Here is a 19624-nt window from a genome sequence, read left to right as displayed (position 1 = left end):
TTCGGCGGTGCGCAGGACGACACCTTGAACGGCGGCTACGGTGCCGACCTGCTGCAAGGCGGCGACGGCAACGACACGCTCAACGGCGAGGCCGGCAACGACACGCTCGACGGCGGCGCAGGCAACGACACGCTCAATGGCGGTGTCGGCAACGACTCCTACCTCTTCGGACGCGGCTCCGGACGCGATACCGTCTACGACTACGACACCACCTCAGGCAACATCGACATTGCTCGGTTCGGGGTAAATGTTTCAGCAGACCAGCTTTGGTTCAGCAGGAGTGGCAGCGATCTCTCGATCGACATCATTGGCACCGACAACCGGCTGACCATCAGTAACTGGTACGCATCGAGCAGTTATCGCATCGAGCAGTTCAAGACAGCGGACGGGAAGACTTTGCTCGACAGCCGAGTGCAAAGTCTTGTAGACGCGATGGCTGCATTCTCACCGCCGGCCGCAGGACAAACAACGTTGCCAAACACCCATCAAAGTGGGTTGAACTCGGTAATCGCCGCAAACTGGCAGTAATCCGCGAACTGCTTGTGAGTGAGTGTTGGGCTGCCTCTGGAGAACCAGAGGCAGCCCAATTTCTATTGAAGGCGAAGCGACAAGACACCGGATCCAACATGCTGAGCGACACGGGACTAGGAAACCATGGCTCAATCAGGACGGAACCATAGCCCCCGCGTCATACGCCTCGCAATACAGGCCCCAATCCTCCACCACCTGCGCCGCACACTCATGCGCAGCATCCAGCAAGTCCCTGCGCCATGATTTCGCCGATGCGCCGAAGTCGATCAGCGCATCGGCGATGGCCGAGCCCTGGCGGCCCGAGCTGCGCAGTTGCGCCCAGGCCATGAGCTGGCCCATCTCGGCGATCACGCCGCGGATGTCGGCGAGGCGCGTGCGGTTCACATCGAGCATCACGCGGTCTTCGCTGGGTTGGAGGCCGCGCAGCACGTACGAAGACTTGCGGCCGACGATGGGATGCAGGAAGGCCATCGACACGGCCTGCATGCGGCGCTGCAGGCCGACCACGCGGTGCGCCTCCGAAGGCCATTCGGGCTGCTTCGTCTTCTTCAGGTGCGGCACGAGCGAGGACGGCAGCGCCTGCTTCAGGTCGAGCAGGAAGTTGGCGTCGGGCGAGCCCTTGCCTTCGATCAGCACGATGTAGCGCTCCACGCCGAGGCTGCCGGTGCCGGCGATGCGGCGGGCCACGTCGAGCACCTTGAAGAAGCCGGGGTTGGGCTGCGAGGCGGCGAAGTTGTCGATGAGCCTGGTGACCCGCTCGCGCTGCGCCTCGGTGGCCTGCAGCGCGTGCTTGCCGTCGCAGCGGATGGAGCGCCTGCGGCCCTTGCGGTCGCTGCGCCGGTCGAGGAACGCGGGGCGGGTGCGTGCCTTGAGGGTGTCGAGCAGGTCCCTGACGAGACCGCCTGCGGTGTCGCGCTCGATCCAGCGGGCCTTGCCCAGCACGAGCGCGCCGGCATAGGCATCGAGGAAGGTCCTGCACAGGGCATCTGCATCGGCGGTGCTCTTGCACAGGCCCTCGCCCGCCACCAGGATGCTGGAGAGGAAGCGCGCCAGCTCCCACGTCACCGGCGCGAGCGCGGCTTCGTCGAAGTCGTTGAGGTCGAAGTAGACGAGCCGGTTGTCGCCCTTGTAGCTGCCGAAGTTCTCCAGGTGCGCGTCGCCGCACAGCCATGCAGTGGGGGCCTTGGAAAAGAGCGCGCCGGCCGGCAGGCGGTCGTAGAACAGGTGGCAGGTGCCGCGCAGGAAGACGAAGGGGCTGGAGCGCAGGTTGGCGTATTTCATCGCCAATCGTTCCGGATCGCGCCCGGCGTTGAAGCTGCGGATGGTCTTGGCGGCGTTGGGCATGCGTTTCGTCTTTCTTCCTCTTGCGCGGGTCGCGAGCGGCGGATTCTGCTGCCGCTCGCCCACTCGAAGCTGACGAAGCTGCGAGGCTGAAGAGGCCGAAGTCAGAGCAGCCCGGCCATCTTCTGCGCCGCCGCCTTCAGCGCATCGATGCGTCCGATCGCGTCGTCCATCGACATGCGCGCCGTGGGCGCATGCACGGCCAGCGCTGCGCGCACCGCGCCGGCCGCATCGCGCACCGGCACGGCCACCGCCACGAGGCCGGCGATGAATTCCTCGCGGTCGCAGGAGTAGCCCTGCTTCGCGATTGCCTCGCACTCGGCGCGCAGCGCGCCTGCCTTGACGATGGTGTTGGGCGTCATGCGCTCCAGCGGCAGTCCGTCGATGAACGCATCGCGCTCCTTTGCCTGCATCTGCGCCAGGAAGAGCTTGCCGCTGGCCGTGCAGTGCAGCGGCACGTGCGAGCCCACGTCGAGCGTCAGGCGCAGAGGCCATTGCGCCTCGACGCGGTCGAGGTAGAGCACCTGCGCGCCGTCGAGGGTGGTGAGGTTGCAGGTCTCGCCGACCTGGCGCACCAGGGCCGACAACACCTCGTGCCGCAGCCCGCGCACCACGCCGTGGTTGAGCGTGTCGAAGGCCAGCCGGCGCAGCGCGGGGCCGACGGTGAACGAGCGCTCGTCCACGTCGCGCGCCAGGAAGCCGGTTGCCAGCAGCTGCGTGCAGATGCGGTGCGCCGTGCCCTTGGGCAGGCCGAGCTGCGCGGCCAGGTCGGCCAGCGTGAGCGCGCGGCCTTCGCTGGCGAGCAGCGCCAGCAGGCGCAGGCTGCGCTCGGCGGAGGAACCGGAGACGCCGGCGGACTCCGCGTCGTCCTGGAGGGGCGCTGCGGCGGGAATCACTGCGGCGGATGCGCGCGCGGAACGTGGCATGCGGATAAACCTTGTGAAGAAAAGAAGTCGGTCCGGAAAGGTATGGCCATGGACGCAGCCTGGCCACGGCGATTGTTCCACTGCCCGGCCCCGCTATCTCCAGGCCCCATTCAGCGCATGCAGTGCGGCAAAAGGCAGGCGGATTCGGCTGGGCTCCCAAAAGAATGTCCGGGAATTTTTTCGTAAACAAATTCGATGAATTTGTGATCAAAAAAAAGGCCGCGCATGGCCTCAAGAACCTGAAATCCCGACCGAAAAGAAAAGCACGGAATTCGCGCCGATCGAAGAGCGCCCAATTCCGACGGCGCTTATTGCGATCCCGCTTTTTCCTACCCTGACACCGGACCCATGAAAAATATCTCGACCCGGAAACTGCTCGCCGGGACTTTCACGATCCTCGCGCTGCTGGTGCTGCTTGTGAGCCTGCTGGCACTGCGTTCGCTGAATGCGGCCGACCACCGGTTCTCCAGCTACGTCGCCGGCATCGCGCACCGCAAGGCGCTGACGGCCGAGATCGGCATCGCCGCCAGCCGGAGGGCCATCGGCGTGCGCGAAATGGTGCTCGTGCAATCGGCGGCGGAGCGCGATCGGGCCAAGGCGATGGCGGTCGACAGCAACGAGAAGCTGCAATCCGCGCTGAAGCAACTCAAGAAAGCGCTCGACACGGAAAGCGATGTGACGCAGCGCGAACTGGCCATCTTCGAAAAGATGGAAAAAACCGAGAGGGAATACCTGCCCATTGCCCTTTCCATCGTCGAACTCGCCGCCGCCGGAAAACGCGAGGAGGCGATCGAAAGAATGAATACCGCGTGCAGGCCGTTGCTCCTGCAGCTGCTGCTCGCCTCGGTCGAATACGCGGACTACAACGCGGAAATATCGCAAAAGGATGTCGAGGCTTCCGCGGCGGCCTATTCAAGGCAACTGACGCTGCTGCTCGCGCTGAGCTGCTTCGCGGTGCTCGCGGCGGTGGCGCTCGGCGTCTTCATTGCGCGCCGTCTCTTCTCGGCGCTGGGCGGCGAGCCAGCCATGCTCAGCGTGGCGGCCCACAGGGTCGCCGACGGCGACCTGAGCGAGATCGACGGCGCGCACGAGGCGCCGCAGGGCAGCGTGCTGGCATCCATGGTCGCCATGCGGCGCCAGCTGGTCGCGCTGATCGGGCAGGTCCGCTCCTGCGCCGACAGCATCGCCGTCGCGAGCGCGGAGATCGCCCAGGGCAACAACGACCTTTCCCGCCGGACGGAGGCCGAGGCCTCCTCCCTTCAGGAAACCGCGGCCTCCATGGAAGAACTCAACGCCGCCGTCAGGCGCAACGCCGCCAGCGCGACCGAAGCCAACAGGCTCGCCCACGGCGCGAGCAGCGTGGCGATGCGCGGCGGCGAAGTCGTGGTGCAGGTCGTGGAGACGATGAAGAGCATCAACGACGGCAGCAAGCGGATCGCGGACATCATCGGCGTGATCGACGGCATCGCGTTCCAGACCAACATCCTTGCGCTGAACGCCGCCGTGGAGGCCGCGCGCGCGGGCGAGAAGGGCCGGGGCTTCGCGGTGGTCGCCTCCGAAGTGCGCAGCCTCGCGGGACGCTCGGCCGACGCCGCGAAGGAGATCAAGGCGCTGATCGGCGCGAGCGTCGATCGCGTCGAGGCCGGCTCGGCGCTGGTCGACCGCGCGGGCGCCACCATGGCGGAGGTCGTCGATTCCATCAGGCGGGTCGCAACCATCGTCGGCGAGATCAGCACGGCCAGCTCCGCGCAAAGCGCCGGTGTCGCGCAGGTCAACGCAGCCGTGACGCAGCTGGACCAGGCCACGCAGCAGAACGCGGCGCTGGTCGAACAGAGCGCGGCCGCGGCACAGAGCATGAACATCCAGGTCGAGCAGCTGATGCAGGCGGTCTCGGCCTTCCGGGTCGGCAAGCCGCATCCCGGCGCCGTTGCCGAGCGCGCCGCCGAGCCGGTGCTTCGGCTCTCGGCGGATAGCGCACTGGCTTAGGAATCGGAAGGCCCGCCCCGCCGCCACCCGGCTCGGCATGCGGGTAAACGTTAAAAACGGAACATTGCGTTCCGAAAATCAATGATCTAGGATCGGTTCGAACAAGGGCGCTCGCCCTTCCAGAACTTCCCCCGGGACCATTGCATGCCTGAAGAAGAGTTCGACTACATCGTCGTCGGCGCGGGCTCCGCCGGCTGCGTGCTGGCCGGCCGGCTCAGTGAAGACCCAGCCACGCGGGTGCTGCTGCTCGAAGCCGGCCCGGCGGACCGGTCGCTGTGGATCCACCTGCCCATCGGCTACGGCAAGACGATGTGGAGCCCCACCTACAACTGGCGCTTCGAGACCGACCCCGACCCGAACATGAACGGCCGGCGCATCTACTGGCCGCGCGGCAAGACCCTGGGCGGCAGCAGCTCGATCAACGGCCTGATCTACATCCGCGGCCAGCGCCAGGACTACGACCACTGGGCCGCGCTGGGCAACGCCGGCTGGGGCTACGACGAAGTGCTGCCCTACTTCATCAGGTCGGAAGGCAACCAGCGCGGCGGCGACGCCTTCCACGGTGGCGAGGGGCCGCTGAAGGTTTCGGACATCGCGGCGAAGCACGAACTCATCGAAGCCTTCATCGACGGCGCCGTGCAGACCGGCGTGCCGCGCACGAAGGACTTCAACGGCGCCGCGCAGGAAGGCGCCGGCTACTACCAGCTCACCACGCACAAGGGCTGGCGCTGCAGCACGGCCAAGGCCTACCTGACGCCGGCGGTGAAGCGGCGCCCCAACCTGCGCATCGAGACCGAGGCGATGGCCGGGCGGCTGCTGTTCGATGGCAGGCGCGCCACGGGCATCGCCTACCGCCAGCGCGGCGAACTGAAGACCGCACGCTGCCGTGGCGAGGTGCTGCTGTCGGCCGGCTCGCTGCAGTCGCCGCAGCTGCTGCAGCTCTCGGGCATCGGGCCGCGCGCGCTGCTCGATCGCTTCGGCATTCCGGTGGTGCAAGAGCTGCCCGGCGTCGGCGAGAACCTGCAGGACCACCTGCAGATCCGCCTGGGCTACGAATGCACCAAGCCCATCACCACCAACGACCAGCTCAACTCCTGGTTCGGACAGATGGGCATGGGCCTCGAATGGCTGCTGCACCGCACCGGCCCGCTGGCGGTGGGCATCAACCAGGGCGGCTGCTTCATGCGCGCGCTGAAGGATGCCGAGGGCCGGCCGGTGGCGGCCACGCCCGACATCCAGTTCCACGTGGCCACGCTCTCGGCCGACATGGCGGGCGGCAAGGTGCATCCGTATTCGGGCTTCACGATGTCGGTGTGCCAGCTGCGGCCCGAGTCGCGCGGCCACGTGCGCATCCGCTCGCTCGACGCGGCCGAGCCCCCCGAGATGCAGCCCAACTACCTTTCGACCGAACTGGACCGCGCGACCACCGTGGCCGGCGTGAAGGCCGCGCGCGCCATCGCCGATTCGCCCGCGATGCGCCCCTACGTCAAGCGCGAGGTGAAGCCCGGCCCCGGCGCGGCGAGCGACGCCGACCTGCTGGAGTTCTGCCGCAACAACGGCGCCACCATCTTCCACCCCACCGGCACCTGCCGCATGGGCGCCGATGCGCTCGCGGTGGTCGACGCGCGCCTGCGCGTGCACGGCGTGGCGGGGCTGCGCGTGATCGACTGCTCGGCGATGCCGACGCTGGTGTCGGGCAACACCAACGCGCCCGCCGTGATGATGGCCGAGAAGGCCGTCGACCTGATCAGAGAGGACGCGAGAGCGGCAGCCGCCGCGCAGTGAGTTCCCGCATCGAACGAACCCCACGGTCCGCAGAGACCGCCACGACAACCTCATCGGAGACAGACATGAGCGCAAGCGACGAGAAAGCGATTCGCAGGGTGGTGGTTTCGGCCCTGGTGGGCGCCACCATCGAGTGGTACGACTTCTTCCTGTACGGCGTGGTGGCCGGCATCGTGTTCAACAAGCTCTACTTCCCGGGCAGCGACCCGGTGGTGTCGACCCTGCTGGCCTACACGACCTTCGCGGTGGGCTTCGTCACGCGGCCGCTGGGCGGCGTGATCTTCGGCCACTTCGGCGACAAGATCGGCCGCAAGAGCATGCTCATCATCACGCTGATGATCATGGGCGTGGCCACCTTCCTCATCGGACTGGTGCCCACCTACGCGCAGATCGGCATCGCGGCGCCGCTGCTTTTGTTGCTGCTGCGCGTGGCGCAGGGCATCGGGCTGGGTGGCGAATGGGGCGGCGCGGTGCTCATGGCCTACGAATACGCGCCGAAGGAGAAGCGCGGCTTCTACGCCTCGCTGCCGCAGATCGGGCTGGCCATCGGCCTGTGCATGGCCTCGGGCGTGGTGGCGCTGCTGTCGTGGCTGCTGACCGACGAGCAGTTCCTCTCGTGGGGCTGGCGCATCGCCTTCCTGATCTCGGGCGCGATGGTGATGGTGGGCATGTACATCCGCCTGCACGTGAAGGAAACGCCGGAGTTCGCGGCCGTGAAGGCGCGCAACGCCGAGCTGCGCATTCCCTTCATGGACATGCTGCGCCGCTACCCCGGCAACGTGTTGAAGGGCATGGGCGCGCGCTACATCGACGGCGTGTTCTTCAACATCTTCGGCGTGTTCTCCATCAACTACCTCACGAGCACGATCAAGATCAACCGCACCGAGGCGCTGCTGGGCGTGATGGCCGCGGCGGTGGTGATGTGCTTCGCCATTCCCTTCTTCGGGCGCATGTCCGACCGGCTGGGGCGCCCGCGCGTGTACATGTGGGGTTCGCTCATCACGGCCGTGTCGGCGTTCCCGGGCTTCTGGCTCATGACGCACAGCGGCGGCAACGTGCTGCTGGTGTGGCTGTCGATCATCGTGCCCTTCGGCATCCTCTACGCCTCGGTGTACGGACCGGAGGCCGCCCTCTTCTGCGACCTGTTCGACGCGAAGGTGCGCTACACGGGCATCAGCTTCGTCTACCAGTTCTCGGGCATCTTCGCCTCGGGCATCACGCCGATCATCGCGACGGCGCTGCTGAAGTCGGGCGGCGGCGAGCCATGGCAGATCTGCCTGTACGTGCTGTTCGCGGGCGTGGTGTCGGCGGTGTGCGCGTGGATGATCGGGCGCGGTGCCTCGCCTGCGGATGCACCGGCGGCGGTGGCCTCGCGCTGAGGGCCGCGCAAACCTTTCAGAGCGCGCTGCCTATGCCGAGCGCGCGCATCACGGCCGCGGTGCGCGTCTCCACGCCCAGCTTCACGTACACGTGCTGCAGGTGCTTGTGCACCGTGCGCGGACTGATCTGGAGCAGGGCGGCGATCTCGGCGTCGGTCTTGCCGCGCGCCAGCCAGTGCATGACCTCGCCTTCGCGCGGCGTGAGGGCCGGAGTGCGCTTTGGCGGCGAGACGGCGCGCGCGGATACATCCGCGCAGGTCAGCCGGTACAGCAACGCCACCGCGACCACATGCTCCAGCCCCGCGCGGCGATAGTGCTCGGCCTGCATCGAGGCGCGGCGGAACTCTCGCCGGCCCGGCGCCTTCGCGGCGTTGCGCCGGATTGCATGCACGCCGTGATGCCGCACGGGCGACTGCCCGGATTCCAGCTGTTCCAGCAGGCGGAGTGCGCTCGCGCAGTCGCCGCGCGTGAGATGCGTCATGGCATGCCCCTTTCTTCGTGCATACGCATTGCTGCGTATGGCGCCCGTACGCATCGGGACGGAGGATCGCTCTTCGTCCCTCTGCCGCGAGCCCAGTATATGCAGGCAAGAGGCGCGCGAGCCGTCCGCCGGCGAAGGGGAAACACATGGCTATCGACGAAACAAGGCTTAACGCGTTCATGGGTAACTTCGTCCATGACATCGGCGCCGTGATGCACGCCGCAACCATCGTCGTGGGCGACCAGCTCGGCCTGTACAAGGAAATGGCGAAAGGACCGGGCACCGTGGAAGAGCTGGCCAAACGCACCGAGACCGATCCGCGCTACCTGCGCGAGTGGCTCTCGGCACAGGCCGCCAGCGGTTATGTGGAGTACGACCCTAAGAGCGAGCGCTTCTCGCTCACCGAAGAGCAGGCCTTCGCGCTCGCCGAGGAAGGCAGCCCGGCCTTCGTGCCTGGCGCGTTCCAGATCGCCGTGGCGCAGTTCAAGGCCGTACCCAAGATGGTCCAGGCCATGCGCACCGGCCTGGGCATCGGCTGGCACGAGCACGACCCCGCCCTCTTCCACGGCACCGAGCGCTTCTTCAGGCCGGGCTATGCGGCCAACCTTGTGAGCCAGTGGATACCGGCGCTCGAAGGCGTTTCCGCCGCGCTCGAACGCGGCGCGCGCGTGGCCGACGTGGGCTGCGGACACGGCGCCTCCACGCTGCTGATGGCACAGGCCTACCCCGAGTCGAGCTTCGTCGGCTTCGACTACCACGCCCCCTCGATCGAGCGTGCGCGCGAGACGGCGCGCAAGGCAGGCATCGACGATCCGAAGCGCCTGAGCTTCGAGGTCGCGAGCGCGAAGGACTTCCCGGGCAAGGACTACGACCTCGTCGCTTTCTTCGACTGCCTGCACGACATGGGCGACCCGGTGGGCGCGGCGGCGCACGTGCGCGGCAGCCTGAAGCCGCAGGGCACCTGGATGCTGGTGGAGCCCTTCGCCAACGACCGCCTGGAGGACAACATGAACCCGGTGGGGCGCGTGTTCTATTCGGCCTCGAACTTCATCTGCACGCCCGCCTCGCGCTCGCAGGAAGTGGGACTGTGCCTTGGCGCGCAGGCCGGCGAGGCGCGGCTTCGCGACGTGGCTTCCAAGGGCGGCTTCGCGCATTTCCGCCGCGCCAGCGAGACGCCCTTCAACCTGATCTTCGAAGCACGTCCGTGAGGACATCCAAGGAGCTGCCGCCATGTCACGCCAATACATCGACTGCCGCGAATACCCGAGCACCATGAACTGCAGCGTCGCGCTCAGCGCCGACAGCGAGAGCGAGCTGCTCGATGCCGCCGTGCAGCACGCCGTGACCGTTCACGGCCACACCGACACGCCCGAGCTGCGCAAGCAGCTCGCGAGCATGTTCAAGACCGGCACGCCGCCGCTGCAGGCGCCTGCCGCGCAGAAGTTGCCCGCCTGACAGCTGAGCCGGCCGCGGCGGTCGCTGCGCCGCCGGCCGGTCCCTGACTCTTGGCTGACCGATGGCCGGCTGGCCACCGGGTATCGCCGCATCTACACTGCGGCCATGAAGAGAACAGGGGAAGCACAGCGCTGCCTGCAGCCCGTGGTGGAGCTGCGGAAGGAAGTTTCGTCCTACGCCTACTCCGTTCGCGCGCCCCGCTCCAGGGGCGTGATACCTCCCAGCTCGTACCGCAACGGCGGCTTCGCCACGCTGGCCGAATGCCTCGGCGACGTGGCGCGCGCAATGGGTGGCGACTTCTCGCGCATCTACGTGCGGCTCGAGGGCTTGTGCGTCGGCGAGCGCGACATCGTGGAGTTGCGCCGCGACCCCGAGAGGGTCGCCGTCGAACTGAAGGCCGGACTCGAGGCCGAACTGAAGGCGAAGGCCGCCTTCGAGGTCAGGGCCGAGAGCGTGTCCGAGCCCGGCGAAGGCTGATCGCGATAACCAGCCCCATCGCCGCGGCGCCGCAGCCGGCAAGGAACACGCCGCCGTACCCAGCCCTGTCCGCGAGCAGCCCGGCCAGCGGGCCCGTCAGCCCGTAGGCGACGTCCTGGAAGGCGGAGAACCCGCCCAGCGCCGTGCCGCGCAGATGAGGCTGCACCAGATGCACGACCTCTCGCCCCATGGACGGAAAGATCATCGAGCAGCCGAGCCCCGTGAGGAACGCGCCGACAAGGGCAACCACAGGATCGGAAGCGCTCCAGATCAGCGCCTGACCCACCGTCTCTACCGCAAGCGAGCCGATGGCCACAGGCAGTCCGCCCACGCGGTCCGGCAGGTGGCCGAAGAGCACGCGCACCAGCACGAAGCCGCCGCCAAAGGCCGTCAGGCCCAGCCCGGCGTAGCGCCAGTGCTGGTCGAGGAAATGCAGCGTGAAGAACGCGCCGATCGCCGCGAAGCCGATGCCCTGCAGGCACACGATGGTGCCGTGCGGCCAGACCTGGCCGATCACGCGCCAGAACGGCGGCCGCTCGGCGCCCGGATGCGCGGGCACGCCGGCCATGCGCCAGATCGCGAGCATTCCGAGGCAGGGCAGGATCACGCCGACGCTCATCACGCCGGCGTATCCGAAGCGCTGCTGCAGCGCGAGGCCGATCGGCCCGCCGACCGCCAGCGCGCCGTAGATGGCGGCGCCCACCAGCGCCAGCACCTTGCCCGAGCGCACCGGGCCGACGAGCCCGATGCCCCAGCCGATGATGCCGACGCCGACCAGGCTTTCGCCGAGGCCGACCAGCAGCCGGCCCGCCAGCAGGACGAGGTAGGCCGTCCAGGGCGACTGCACCAGCAGGCCGGCGACCAGCGAGACCAGTGCGCCGCTCACGTAGAAGACCAGTCCGCGCGACACCGCGGCCTTGGCCCCGGCGCGGTCGGACTGCGTGCCGGCATGGGCCCGGCTCAGCACGGTGGCGAGAAAGGCAATGCCGACGCCGAGCCCGGCCCACGCGTTGCCCAGCCCGAGCTGCCCCGTCACGAAGATCGGAACGACGGGCAGGGACATGCCGACGCAGAGATAGGAAATGAAGAGGATGACCGTCAGCAGCAGCAGGCGGCCCTGCGCGGGGTCGCGCGTCGATGATGGTGGCGATGACGATGAAGTCGTGGCCCGTGTCGATGGAGAAGTCATGGTGTCGTCCAGGTTCGTGGTGTTCTCCTGGCCGACCGGAGCGCGCATGCGAACGCACCCCGACCGGCAAGGGTCGTGGAGTGCGTTGGTTGACGTCAGACGCTTACGGCCAGTGCGACTGGCACTGCGGACACCGTGGCGTCCGCGTTGGAGTGGTGGCGGTAGTCAGCCGGGCTGCTCGATGCCGCTCGACAGACGAAGGCCGGCCGGTTTCATGCGAGCCGCATCGACAGTTCGACGTCATCGCCGAAGGGCGTGGACATGTAGCCCGAAGCGGGCGAGCGCACATGCGCGAGGTACTCGGGGCAGTAGTCGGCGTTGTCGGCGACGACGAATGCGCCGGGCCTCAGGCGGCTTTCGACCAGCGCGAGGATCTCCGGGTAGAGCGCCTTGGCGCCGTCGAGCAGCAGCAGGTCGATCGACCCGGGCAAGTCGGCTGCGAGCGTGCGCAGCGCGTCTCCCTCGCGAATCTCGACCAGGTCGGCGAGGCCGCCAGCCTCGAGGTTGCGGCGGGCGCGCGCCAACTTGGAGGGCTCGAACTCTGTGGTGACGACGCGGCCGCCGCCGTTGTCGCGCAGGGCGGCGGCGAGGTGCAGCGTCGAGATGCCGAAGGAAGTGCCGAACTCGACGATGTTCCGCGCGCCGCCGCTGCGCGCCAGCATGTAGAGCAGCAGGCCGGTCTCGCGCGAGACGGGCAGCGGAACGTCCTTGAGCCGCGCGTAGAGATCGATGTAACCGGTCTTGCTGCGCATCAGCTTCGAGCGCTCTTCGTCGGACAGGCCGGCGACCGCCGCGCTCATCGCGGGCGATGCCTCGGCGGCCTCGGCGAACAGGCGCTCCAGCAGGGGCGCCAGTGGTTTGTTGGTGAGGGTTGTCACGGGGTTCTTCGTGTCGGAGTGAAGGTTGGCCAATAATATGAAGGAACATTCACATTTCCTATTCGCGTTGCGAACCTCGCCCATGGCCGACCGTCAGAACCCGCCGATCTCCTCCCGAAGAAAGCCCAAGCAGGCCCGCTCCAACGACCTCGTCGCGGCCATCCTCGAGGCAGCCCTTCAGGTTCTGGAGAAGGAAGGCGCGCAGCGCTTCACCACCACGCGCGTGGCCGAGAGGGCCGGCGTCAGCGTCGGGTCGGTGTATCAGTACTTCCCCAACAAGGCGTCGATCCTCTTCCGGCTGCAGAGCGACGAGTGGAAGCAGACGAGCGACATGCTCTGCGGCATCCTCGAAGACGCGCAGCGCCCGCCGCTGGAGCGGCTGCGCATGCTGGTGCACGCCTTCGTGCGGTCGGAGTGCGAGGAAGCCGGAATGCGCGTGGCGCTCAACGACGCCGCCCCGCTCTACCGCGACGCGCCCGAGGCGCACGAGGCACGCGCCGCCGGCGACCGCATCATGCAGGCCTTCATGCGCGAGGCCTTGCCCGACGCCGGCGAAGATACGCGGGCGCTGGCGGCCGACCTGATCACGACCACGTTCAGCTCGGTGGGCAAGCAGTTCTCGGAAAGTCCGCGCACCGACGCGGAGATCAAGATCTATTCGGACGCCATGGCCGACATGTTCTGCGCCTACCTCCAGAGCCTCGGGCACGGGCAGAAGAAGAAGCGCCCTCGCCGACCGGCAGGCCTCTAGCCCTCGCGCCTTTGTCTTTGTATTTCGCGCGAAACACCGCTTACCTCTTGATGCAGTTCAGGGTATGCCTGCGCCACACGGCATTGCGCCCGTAGCGCGCTGGGCCTCAACCGGCGGTGCAGGCGAGCATTGCCCGCACCCGCCTCGGCAGCCATCGGCCCCCGCCTGGGTACCCGCTTCCGGGCATATCGCCCGCCGCAACGCGTACTTACATTTTTGGCTTGCAAATCGAAAACGACGGCATGTGCAGGCGGAGGACAGACTCGCGCCCGCACGCGGGAGCCTGCCCGTTCAGGCGACGAACGAACAAGTTGGGAAGCCATGAACAAGGTTTTTCGGACCCTCTGGAATCAAGCCCGCGGCACCTGGGTCGCCGCACCCGAGACCTCGCGCGGCCATGCGCGCTCGGCGCAACAGCCGGCCGAGGCGATGGCCATTGCCTTCGCGCTCGCCCCTGCCTTCGCTGCGCTGCTGCTGGGTGCCGGCCCGGCGTTGGCGGCGGGCGGCGCGGGCGGCCAGCCCGTCAACGACACCTCGCTGCACGCCGGCTCGGGCGGTGCCGACGGCAGTGGCGGCAGCGGCGGGCTCAACGACACCACGGTGAATGCGAACGGCGGCGCCGGCGGATCGTCGACCGACGCGGGTCCGACGGCCGGCTCCGCAGCCAACATCGGCTCCTTCGCCGGCGCCACCGCCGGCACGGGCGGCGCGGCGGGCGCGGGCAGCAACGTCGTCAGCCCCGGCGTGCTGCAGGGCGACAACGGCGCGGCCGGCCAGTCGCAGACCGGCGACTTCAGCAACGGAAACGGCTACGGCGGCGGCGGCGGCGGCGGCTTCCAGGGCGCGTCCATCGGCAGTGGCGTCACCACCTCTTCCGACAGCTACACGGGCGGCGCTGGCGGCGCGGGCGGCAACGGCTACTGGGCGGCCGGCGGGGGCGGTGCGGGAGGCTACGGCTCCATCCTCATCGGGCCGACCGGCAACTACACCGCCACCGGCAGCTCGACCGGCGGCGCCGGCGGCAAGGGCGGCGACGCCTTCTCGCAAGCCGGTGGCGGCGGCAGCGGCGGCGCCGGCTTCTTCCTGAATGCGACGACCTCGGGCATCGTCTTCACCAACAACGGCGTCGTCGCCGGCGGTGCCGGCGGCGCGGGCGGCTCCGAGCTGCTGCCGGCGCGCGCCAACGCATCGGGCGGCGGCGGCGGCGCGGGCGGCAGCGGCATCACGCTGGCGGGCAGCGCGGTCTCGGTGACCAACACGGGGGCGGTCAGCGGCGGCGCCGGTGGCGCGGGGGGGGCCGGCGGCGGCGGCGCGGGCGGAACCGGCTCACCGGGCGCCGGCGGCGATGGCGGCATCGGCCTGCGTGCGACGGGCGCCAGCACGACGATCACCAACAGCGGCTCCATCACCGGCGGCAACGGCGGCGTCGGCGGCGCCAGCAGCAACGGGGGCGCGAGCGGCGCCAACGGCGCGGGCGGTGTGGGCGTGTCGGGCGCCAACCTCGGCATCGTGCACAGCGGCAGCATTACCGGCGGCATGGGCGGCGACGGCGTCACCCGCGCGGCGGCCGTGGAGTTCACCGGCGGCAGCAACAGCCTGACGCTGAACGCCGGCGCGGCGCTGACGGGCGCCGTGGCCATCGACGGCGGCGCCACCGCCAGCATCGTCGCGGGCGCCGATGGGCTGAGCCTGAGCAGCCCGCTGCTGCTGGGCGGCACCGGCACCATCGACACCAACGGGCACGACATGGGCTGGTCGGGCCCCGTCTCCGGAACCGCCGGCCTGGTGAAGAGCGGCGCGGGCACGCTGACGCTGTCGGGCGCCAACGTCTACACCGGCGCCACCAGCGTCAACGCCGGCACCCTGCGCGCCGGAGCAGCCAATGCGCTCAGCAACGCGAGCGCATTCACGGTCGCGTCGGGCGCCACGCTGGACCTCGCCGGCCAGAGCCAGACCATCGCGTCGATGGCCAATGGCGGCACCGTCTCGCTCGTCGGCTCCGCGCCGGGCACCACGCTCACCGTGACCGGCCCGTGGGTCGGCAACGGCGGCACCTTGCGCCTGGGCACCGCGCTGGGCGACAGCAGCAGCGCGAGCGACCGGCTGGTGCTCAGCGGCGCGACCGCCATCGCCAGCGGCACGACCAATGTGCAGATCACCAACCTCGGCGGACTCGGCGCGCTGACCACCGGCAATGGCATCGAGGTCGTCAGCGCGATCAACGGCGCCACCACCACCGCGCAGACCACGAAGAACGCCTTTGCGCTCGCGGGCGGCCACGTCGATGCCGGCGCCTACGAGTACCGGCTGTACGCCGCCGATGCGAGCGGCGCGGGCGAGAACTGGTACCTGCGCTCCAGCGCCGTGGTCACGCCTCCCGCCAACGGCGGCGGAGGCGGAAGCACCGGCGGCACCGGTAGCGGCGGCGGCACCGGCGGGGGCGTGAGCGTGCCCACCTACCGCACCGAAGTGCCGCTGTACGCCGCGCTGCCCGAGCAGTTCCGCCAGGCCAACCTGTCGATGCTCGGCAGCATGCGCCAGCGCTTCGGCGACGACGGCCCGCCCGGCAGCAACGACGCCGGCCCGGCCATGCAGGACCGGAGCTACCGCCAGGTCTGGGCCCGCATCGTCAGCACCGACCGCACCATCAGCCAGGGCGGCACCGTGAACCCCACGAGCAAGGGACGCCTCACCGGCTTCCAGGCCGGCACCGATCTCTGGGCCGACGCCCACTGGCGCGCCGGCGTCTACCTCGGCGAACTCAACGGCGACATGCGCGTGAACGGCTTCGCGCGCGGCATCGTCAACTACGCGGCCGGCTCCAACGACCTGCGCAGCCAGTACCTGGGCGCCTACGCCACCTGGAAGAACGACAGCGGCCTGTACGTCGACGGCGTGCTGCAGGCCGGGCGCCATCACTACACGGCATCGCCCGCGCTGAGCTATTCCAGCTCCGGCAAGGGCAGCAGCCTGCTGGCCTCCATCGAGGTCGGCCAGTCATTCGCCATCGCGCCGGGCTGGACCATCGAGCCGCAGCTGCAGCTGGTGCACCAGCGCATCAGCCTGGACGACGGCGGCATCGCCGCCGCGCTGGTGCAGCAGCACAGCCACAGCGGCTGGATGGCGCGCGCCGGCGTGCGGGTGAAAGGGGAGATCGCCACCTCCGCCGGCCTGCTGCAGCCCTATGTGCGCTTCAACGTCTACCGCAACGGCAGCGGCACCGACACCGCCCGCTTCATCGGACCCGCGGCCTACACCGATATCGCCACGCGCACCGGCGGCACCAGCACCGAACTGGCGGCGGGCGCCACGCTGCAGCTCACGCAGAACGCGAGCCTGTACGCGGAGCTGGGCAAGCTCTGGGCCTCGGGCGGCGGCGTGCGCACGAAGAGCAGCGGCATCGAGGGCAGCGTGGGCGTGAAGTTCCGCTGGTAATGCACGGACGCGGCGGGGCGCTCAACGCCGCCCGCCGTCGTCCGCGCGAACCATCTCGACGACCGACAGCACCGCCTCGATCACCGCCTCCGGGTCGTCGAACTGGATGTCGTGGCTGGAGTTCGGCAGCGACAGGTGCCTGCCGCGCGAAGACCACTCCGCTTCTTCCATGTGGAGCTGCTGCCAGATGGCCAGCACCTCGCGGCCCTGTGCGGGCGTGATCTTCATTCCCCGGAGCTCGGCCTCGGTGTACGGCGCCATCGCGGTGAGCACCACCAGCGCACGCCTGCCCAGGTCGCGGAAGGCGCCCGCCTCGGCGAGCATGGCATCGGTCGCGTCGCTCTCCGCCATCTGCGTGACCATCGACTTCGGCGCGTAGGCCCGGACCGCCCGCGCATCGCGCTCGCTCTGGTTCGGCGCACGGGGCAGCAGCCTCGGGGCCGCCGCCCTCAGCAGGCCGGTCCACGCGAGCGACACCGCGATGCGCGAACGCAGCGAGCGGGTTTCCGTCATGTAGGCCGCGACGCGCGCCACCTGGTCGGGATGCGACGGGTCCACCAGAACCAGCCCCGCCACCTCGTCGCCGAAGTACCGCGTGAAGGTCGTGGCGAACAGTCCACCCAGCGACTGCCCGACCAGCACGAAAGGCCCGCGCTCGCCCGCTCGCGCCAGAGCCTCGTGAAGATCGCTTGCCACCTGCTTCGCGCTGATCGGCGCACCCGACGGGTCGCTCCACATCAGCCCCGCGCGGCTGTAGGCGCACGCCCGCGTGCGCGCCGCGATGGCCGGCTGCACCGCCGACCAGCTCAACGAGCCATCGACGCTGAGCCCGGCCTCGAACACGACCGTGGGCGAACCGGAGCCCCGGCAGTCGAGCTGGATACGGCGCCCGCCGCCGACATCGACCATCTTTCCCGGCGCGGGGAAGTCCCGCTGCGCCCGGTAGCGGCCGACCTGCTCGTACACCACGCCCGCGAGGACGGCCAGCGCGAGAAGTGCCGTGCTCCAGAAGACGATGCGCATCATCACCAAGGAAGATCTGTTCGACGAAGGCTTCACCGCGGCCATGGTGCCACCGCCAGGCGGCCAAGGCCACCGGCTAATGCTTCGAGCGATCGCCGCGCACCGGCCCCGGCACGAAGGCGTTGGTGCGCGCCATGTAGTCGAGATAGGCGGGGCGGCGCTCGCCGATGTCGCTTTCGAGCATGCGCACACCCGAGACCTTCAGCAGCAACCAGGTCATGAGCAGCGGCGACACGATGCTCCACGCCCCGCCCCACCCCGCGCCGCCGATGGCCATGAGCCAGATGCCCCACCATGTGCAGGCCTCGCCGAAGTAGTTGGGATGCCGCGTGTAGCGCCACAGGCCGCGGTCCATCACCTGGCCACGGTTCGCGGGGTCGGCCTTGAAGCGCGCCATCTGCGCGTCGCCGATGGCTTCGAAGAGGATGCCGAAGAGCGCCAGCGCGCCGCCGACCGCATCGAGCGGACCGAGCGGCCGCGCAGCCGCCATGCCCGGAAGGAAAGGCGCCGACACGATCCAAGCCAGCACCGCCTGCAGCGCGAACACCAGATACAGGCTCCTGAAGCCGAAGTTCGGCTGGTTGCGCGCGCGTATCGCCTGGTATCGGCGGTCTTCGCCATGCCCCCAGTTGCGCCACGTGACGTAGATGCACAGCCGCAGCGCCCAAGCGGTGCCCAATACCGCCATGCACAGTCCGCGCGCGGTCTGCGCGGGCAGCAGCAGGAAGTACACGAGGCCGGCACCCGCAATGAAGACCGACCACATCCGGTCGACGAGGCTCGCGTCGTGCCGTGCGAGGCTCACGGCCCAGGTCGGCAGCGCCAGCGATGCGGTCCACGCCAGGCCCGCAAGAGCGACCACGGTCATGCCGCTGCTCATGCGCGGCACTCGAAGAGATGGCGGTCCACCGGGCGGCGCTTCCGGTGGTCGAAGCAGGAGAACGGCAGCAGCCCCCTCCCGGCCCGGCGGATGGCGAATGCGATGTCCTGCGGCATGTGCGTCTGGTCTTTCCTCTAGGGACACGCGCGGGGGCGTGCATGGACAGGTGTACGCGGCGAATCGGGTTTTGGATGAGCCTCGGCTAAAGTCGGCCACGACCTTACCCACATCCCGAAGACATGCGTGACGTTCTCTACTACTCGTTGATGCTCCTGCTGGGCTTCGCCTGGTACAGGTTCGGGCAGAACCTGCTGCGCAAGGGCAACCGCGACGAGAACGGCGAGCTCACCAAGGGAATCGTGGGCCCCGTGGGCTTCCTGATGGCTGGCGGCATCGCCTGCTACCTCTTCTTCGGCGTGCTGCGCGCGCTGGTCCGGGCAGAGGTGCCATGCATCGGCAAGGGCTGTGCGGGACAGCTCTACACCCTGGCGGCCAATCCCGGCGAATTCTGGGCCAACGTGCTCTTCATGGTGTGGATGGTGCTGGCCCTGGGCTATGCGCTGTACGTGACGCTCAGGATCTGGTTCAGGGTCTAGGGCGCGATTGCCGGTGCGCCATCGGTCGAACGGGTCACCTGCGTGACCTCGCACCGACACCGGCTACGGCGGCAACCCCAGCTGAAAGGGCGGTAACATTTCTGCGTGCTCCGCCGCCCCACCCTGGTCGGACCACCTTGAGAACAACGACAACTCCGGGGTGTCACCGCAAATGGAGCCCCCTGATGTGGAGCATCCTGACCGATCTTTTCGTCGGCATCTTCGATTTCGTTGCCGATGTCTTCCTGTTCCGGCGTCTGCGCCACAAGCGCGGCCACCGTGACCGCAACCTTGCCGAAGACACGCTGGCGGTCGCCCGGTTCGACTTCGTCACCCTCGTTTTCATCGGCCTGGCCTGCGCCGGATTGATGCTGCTCCTGGCACTCGGATTCGGCTTGCCGGCCGGCTGGAGCGTCGGGATCGGTCTCGCCGTCGGCGTCGTGTGGGGAATGTGGCGATATTTCCGGCTGGTTCGCGAGCGATGAGCGGGGCCGGCGCCCGGCTTGAACCA

18 protein-coding genes are annotated in these 19624 nt (G+C 68.9%); 11 read left to right on the top strand and 7 right to left on the bottom strand.

The features are described 5' to 3' along the window. Positions 1-528: calcium-binding protein (locus EJP67_RS25240; RefSeq protein WP_276312264.1), on the top strand; the 528-nt coding region annotated here is incomplete at its 5' end. Positions 529-663: 135 nt separating this feature from the next. On the opposite strand, the gene EJP67_RS25235 is transcribed toward EJP67_RS25240, so the two are convergent. Both EJP67_RS25235 and EJP67_RS25230 read right to left on the bottom strand, forming a co-directional pair. Beyond that, positions 664-1875, bottom strand: a complete 1212-nt coding sequence (locus tag EJP67_RS25235) for a DUF2252 domain-containing protein (protein ID WP_126024476.1) — start codon at positions 1873-1875, stop codon at positions 664-666. 101 nt (positions 1876-1976) lie between these two features. Next, positions 1977-2798: an IclR family transcriptional regulator gene (locus EJP67_RS25230; protein WP_126024475.1), complete on the bottom strand. Its 822-nt coding sequence runs from the start codon at positions 2796-2798 to the stop codon at positions 1977-1979. A 348-nt stretch (positions 2799-3146) separates the two neighbouring features. On the opposite strand from EJP67_RS25230, the gene EJP67_RS25225 reads away from it, so the two are divergent. From EJP67_RS25225 to EJP67_RS25215, 3 genes are all read left to right on the top strand, one after another. Further along, positions 3147-4784, top strand: coding sequence for a methyl-accepting chemotaxis protein (locus tag EJP67_RS25225; protein WP_126024474.1), 1638 nt, complete (start codon positions 3147-3149; stop codon positions 4782-4784). Positions 4785-4928: 144 nt separating this feature from the next. Then, the gene (locus EJP67_RS25220) at positions 4929-6569 is read left to right on the top strand and encodes a GMC family oxidoreductase (protein WP_126024473.1); all 1641 of its coding nucleotides are present in this window, start codon (positions 4929-4931) and stop codon (positions 6567-6569) included. Between the two features lie 65 nt (positions 6570-6634). Further along, positions 6635-7948 (top strand): MFS transporter, encoded by a 1314-nt coding sequence (locus tag EJP67_RS25215; protein WP_126024472.1) that lies wholly within the window; start codon positions 6635-6637, stop codon positions 7946-7948. Between the two features lie 16 nt (positions 7949-7964). Here EJP67_RS25215 and EJP67_RS34185 read toward each other — a convergent pair whose 3' ends face one another. Further along, complete coding sequence (locus tag EJP67_RS34185; RefSeq protein ID WP_126024471.1) at positions 7965-8429, bottom strand: helix-turn-helix transcriptional regulator; 465 nt, start codon at positions 8427-8429, stop codon at positions 7965-7967. A 146-nt stretch (positions 8430-8575) separates the two neighbouring features. Here EJP67_RS34185 and EJP67_RS25205 point away from each other — a divergent pair, with 146 nt between their 5' ends. The 3 genes from EJP67_RS25205 (at position 8576) to EJP67_RS25195 (ending at position 10361) form a co-directional block, all read left to right on the top strand. After that, positions 8576-9637 carry a class I SAM-dependent methyltransferase gene (locus tag EJP67_RS25205; protein ID WP_126024470.1) on the top strand — a complete coding sequence of 354 codons (1062 nt, stop codon included), beginning with the start codon at positions 8576-8578 and terminating at the stop codon, positions 9635-9637. 22 nt (positions 9638-9659) lie between these two features. Continuing rightward, positions 9660-9884, top strand: a complete 225-nt coding sequence (locus EJP67_RS25200) for a DUF1059 domain-containing protein (protein WP_126024469.1) — start codon at positions 9660-9662, stop codon at positions 9882-9884. Positions 9885-9989: 105 nt separating this feature from the next. Continuing rightward, on the top strand, positions 9990-10361 hold the full coding sequence (locus EJP67_RS25195; RefSeq protein ID WP_126024468.1) for a hypothetical protein: 372 nt from the start codon (positions 9990-9992) through the stop codon (positions 10359-10361). On the opposite strand, the gene EJP67_RS25190 is transcribed toward EJP67_RS25195, so the two are convergent. Both EJP67_RS25190 and EJP67_RS25185 read right to left on the bottom strand, forming a co-directional pair. After that, positions 10324-11550: an MFS transporter gene (locus EJP67_RS25190; protein ID WP_165909698.1), complete on the bottom strand. Its 1227-nt coding sequence runs from the start codon at positions 11548-11550 to the stop codon at positions 10324-10326. The genes EJP67_RS25195 and EJP67_RS25190 overlap by 38 nt on opposite strands. A gap of 212 nt (positions 11551-11762) precedes the next feature. Next, positions 11763-12428 carry an O-methyltransferase gene (locus EJP67_RS25185; RefSeq protein WP_126024466.1) on the bottom strand — a complete coding sequence of 222 codons (666 nt, stop codon included), beginning with the start codon at positions 12426-12428 and terminating at the stop codon, positions 11763-11765. Between the two features lie 82 nt (positions 12429-12510). Between EJP67_RS25185 and EJP67_RS25180 the strand changes: the two genes are divergently transcribed. Beyond that, positions 12511-13179 carry a TetR/AcrR family transcriptional regulator gene (locus EJP67_RS25180; RefSeq protein ID WP_126024465.1) on the top strand — a complete coding sequence of 223 codons (669 nt, stop codon included), beginning with the start codon at positions 12511-12513 and terminating at the stop codon, positions 13177-13179. A gap of 321 nt (positions 13180-13500) precedes the next feature. Next, on the top strand, positions 13501-16614 hold the full coding sequence (locus EJP67_RS25175) for an autotransporter outer membrane beta-barrel domain-containing protein (protein WP_126024464.1): 3114 nt from the start codon (positions 13501-13503) through the stop codon (positions 16612-16614). Positions 16615-16635: 21 nt separating this feature from the next. Here EJP67_RS25175 and EJP67_RS25170 read toward each other — a convergent pair whose 3' ends face one another. Then, positions 16636-17640, bottom strand: a complete 1005-nt coding sequence (locus tag EJP67_RS25170) for an alpha/beta fold hydrolase (RefSeq protein WP_240650781.1) — start codon at positions 17638-17640, stop codon at positions 16636-16638. 73 nt (positions 17641-17713) lie between these two features. Beyond that, positions 17714-18505 (bottom strand): DUF1295 domain-containing protein, encoded by a 792-nt coding sequence (locus tag EJP67_RS25165; RefSeq protein ID WP_240650780.1) that lies wholly within the window; start codon positions 18503-18505, stop codon positions 17714-17716. A gap of 251 nt (positions 18506-18756) precedes the next feature. Between EJP67_RS25165 and EJP67_RS25160 the strand changes: the two genes are divergently transcribed. Then, the gene (locus EJP67_RS25160) at positions 18757-19113 is read left to right on the top strand and encodes a hypothetical protein (RefSeq protein ID WP_126024462.1); all 357 of its coding nucleotides are present in this window, start codon (positions 18757-18759) and stop codon (positions 19111-19113) included. A gap of 185 nt (positions 19114-19298) precedes the next feature. Then, complete coding sequence (locus EJP67_RS25155) at positions 19299-19598, top strand: hypothetical protein (protein ID WP_126024461.1); 300 nt, start codon at positions 19299-19301, stop codon at positions 19596-19598. Positions 19599-19624: the final 26 nt, after the last annotated feature.

Origin of the sequence: Variovorax guangxiensis (assembly GCF_003952165.1) — a bacterium.
Lineage (GTDB): Bacteria > Pseudomonadota > Gammaproteobacteria > Burkholderiales > Burkholderiaceae_C > Variovorax > Variovorax guangxiensis.
This window is presented reverse-complemented; position numbering and strand designations above follow the sequence as displayed.

Excerpts from the sequence above, each read along its gene's own strand:
- EJP67_RS25220 (WP_126024473.1), top strand. The coding sequence starts at position 4,929 with ATGCCTGAAGAAGAGTTCGACTACATCGTCGTCGGCGCGGGCTCCGCC.
- EJP67_RS25205 (WP_126024470.1), top strand. The coding sequence starts at position 8,576 with ATGGCTATCGACGAAACAAGGCTTAACGCGTTCATGGGTAACTTCGTC.
- EJP67_RS34185 (WP_126024471.1), bottom strand. The coding sequence starts at position 8,429 with ATGACGCATCTCACGCGCGGCGACTGCGCGAGCGCACTCCGCCTGCTG.
- EJP67_RS25165 (WP_240650780.1), bottom strand. The coding sequence starts at position 18,505 with ATGACCGTGGTCGCTCTTGCGGGCCTGGCGTGGACCGCATCGCTGGCG.
- EJP67_RS25170 (WP_240650781.1), bottom strand. The coding sequence starts at position 17,640 with ATGATGCGCATCGTCTTCTGGAGCACGGCACTTCTCGCGCTGGCCGTC.
- EJP67_RS25160 (WP_126024462.1), top strand. The coding sequence starts at position 18,757 with ATGCGTGACGTTCTCTACTACTCGTTGATGCTCCTGCTGGGCTTCGCC.
- EJP67_RS25180 (WP_126024465.1), top strand. The coding sequence starts at position 12,511 with ATGGCCGACCGTCAGAACCCGCCGATCTCCTCCCGAAGAAAGCCCAAG.
- EJP67_RS25155 (WP_126024461.1), top strand. The coding sequence starts at position 19,299 with ATGTGGAGCATCCTGACCGATCTTTTCGTCGGCATCTTCGATTTCGTT.
- EJP67_RS25235 (WP_126024476.1), bottom strand. The coding sequence starts at position 1,875 with ATGCCCAACGCCGCCAAGACCATCCGCAGCTTCAACGCCGGGCGCGAT.
- EJP67_RS25225 (WP_126024474.1), top strand. The coding sequence starts at position 3,147 with ATGAAAAATATCTCGACCCGGAAACTGCTCGCCGGGACTTTCACGATC.
- EJP67_RS25190 (WP_165909698.1), bottom strand. The coding sequence starts at position 11,550 with ATGACTTCTCCATCGACACGGGCCACGACTTCATCGTCATCGCCACCA.
- EJP67_RS25215 (WP_126024472.1), top strand. The coding sequence starts at position 6,635 with ATGAGCGCAAGCGACGAGAAAGCGATTCGCAGGGTGGTGGTTTCGGCC.
- EJP67_RS25200 (WP_126024469.1), top strand. The coding sequence starts at position 9,660 with ATGTCACGCCAATACATCGACTGCCGCGAATACCCGAGCACCATGAAC.
- EJP67_RS25175 (WP_126024464.1), top strand. The coding sequence starts at position 13,501 with ATGAACAAGGTTTTTCGGACCCTCTGGAATCAAGCCCGCGGCACCTGG.
- EJP67_RS25195 (WP_126024468.1), top strand. The coding sequence starts at position 9,990 with ATGAAGAGAACAGGGGAAGCACAGCGCTGCCTGCAGCCCGTGGTGGAG.
- EJP67_RS25230 (WP_126024475.1), bottom strand. The coding sequence starts at position 2,798 with ATGCCACGTTCCGCGCGCGCATCCGCCGCAGTGATTCCCGCCGCAGCG.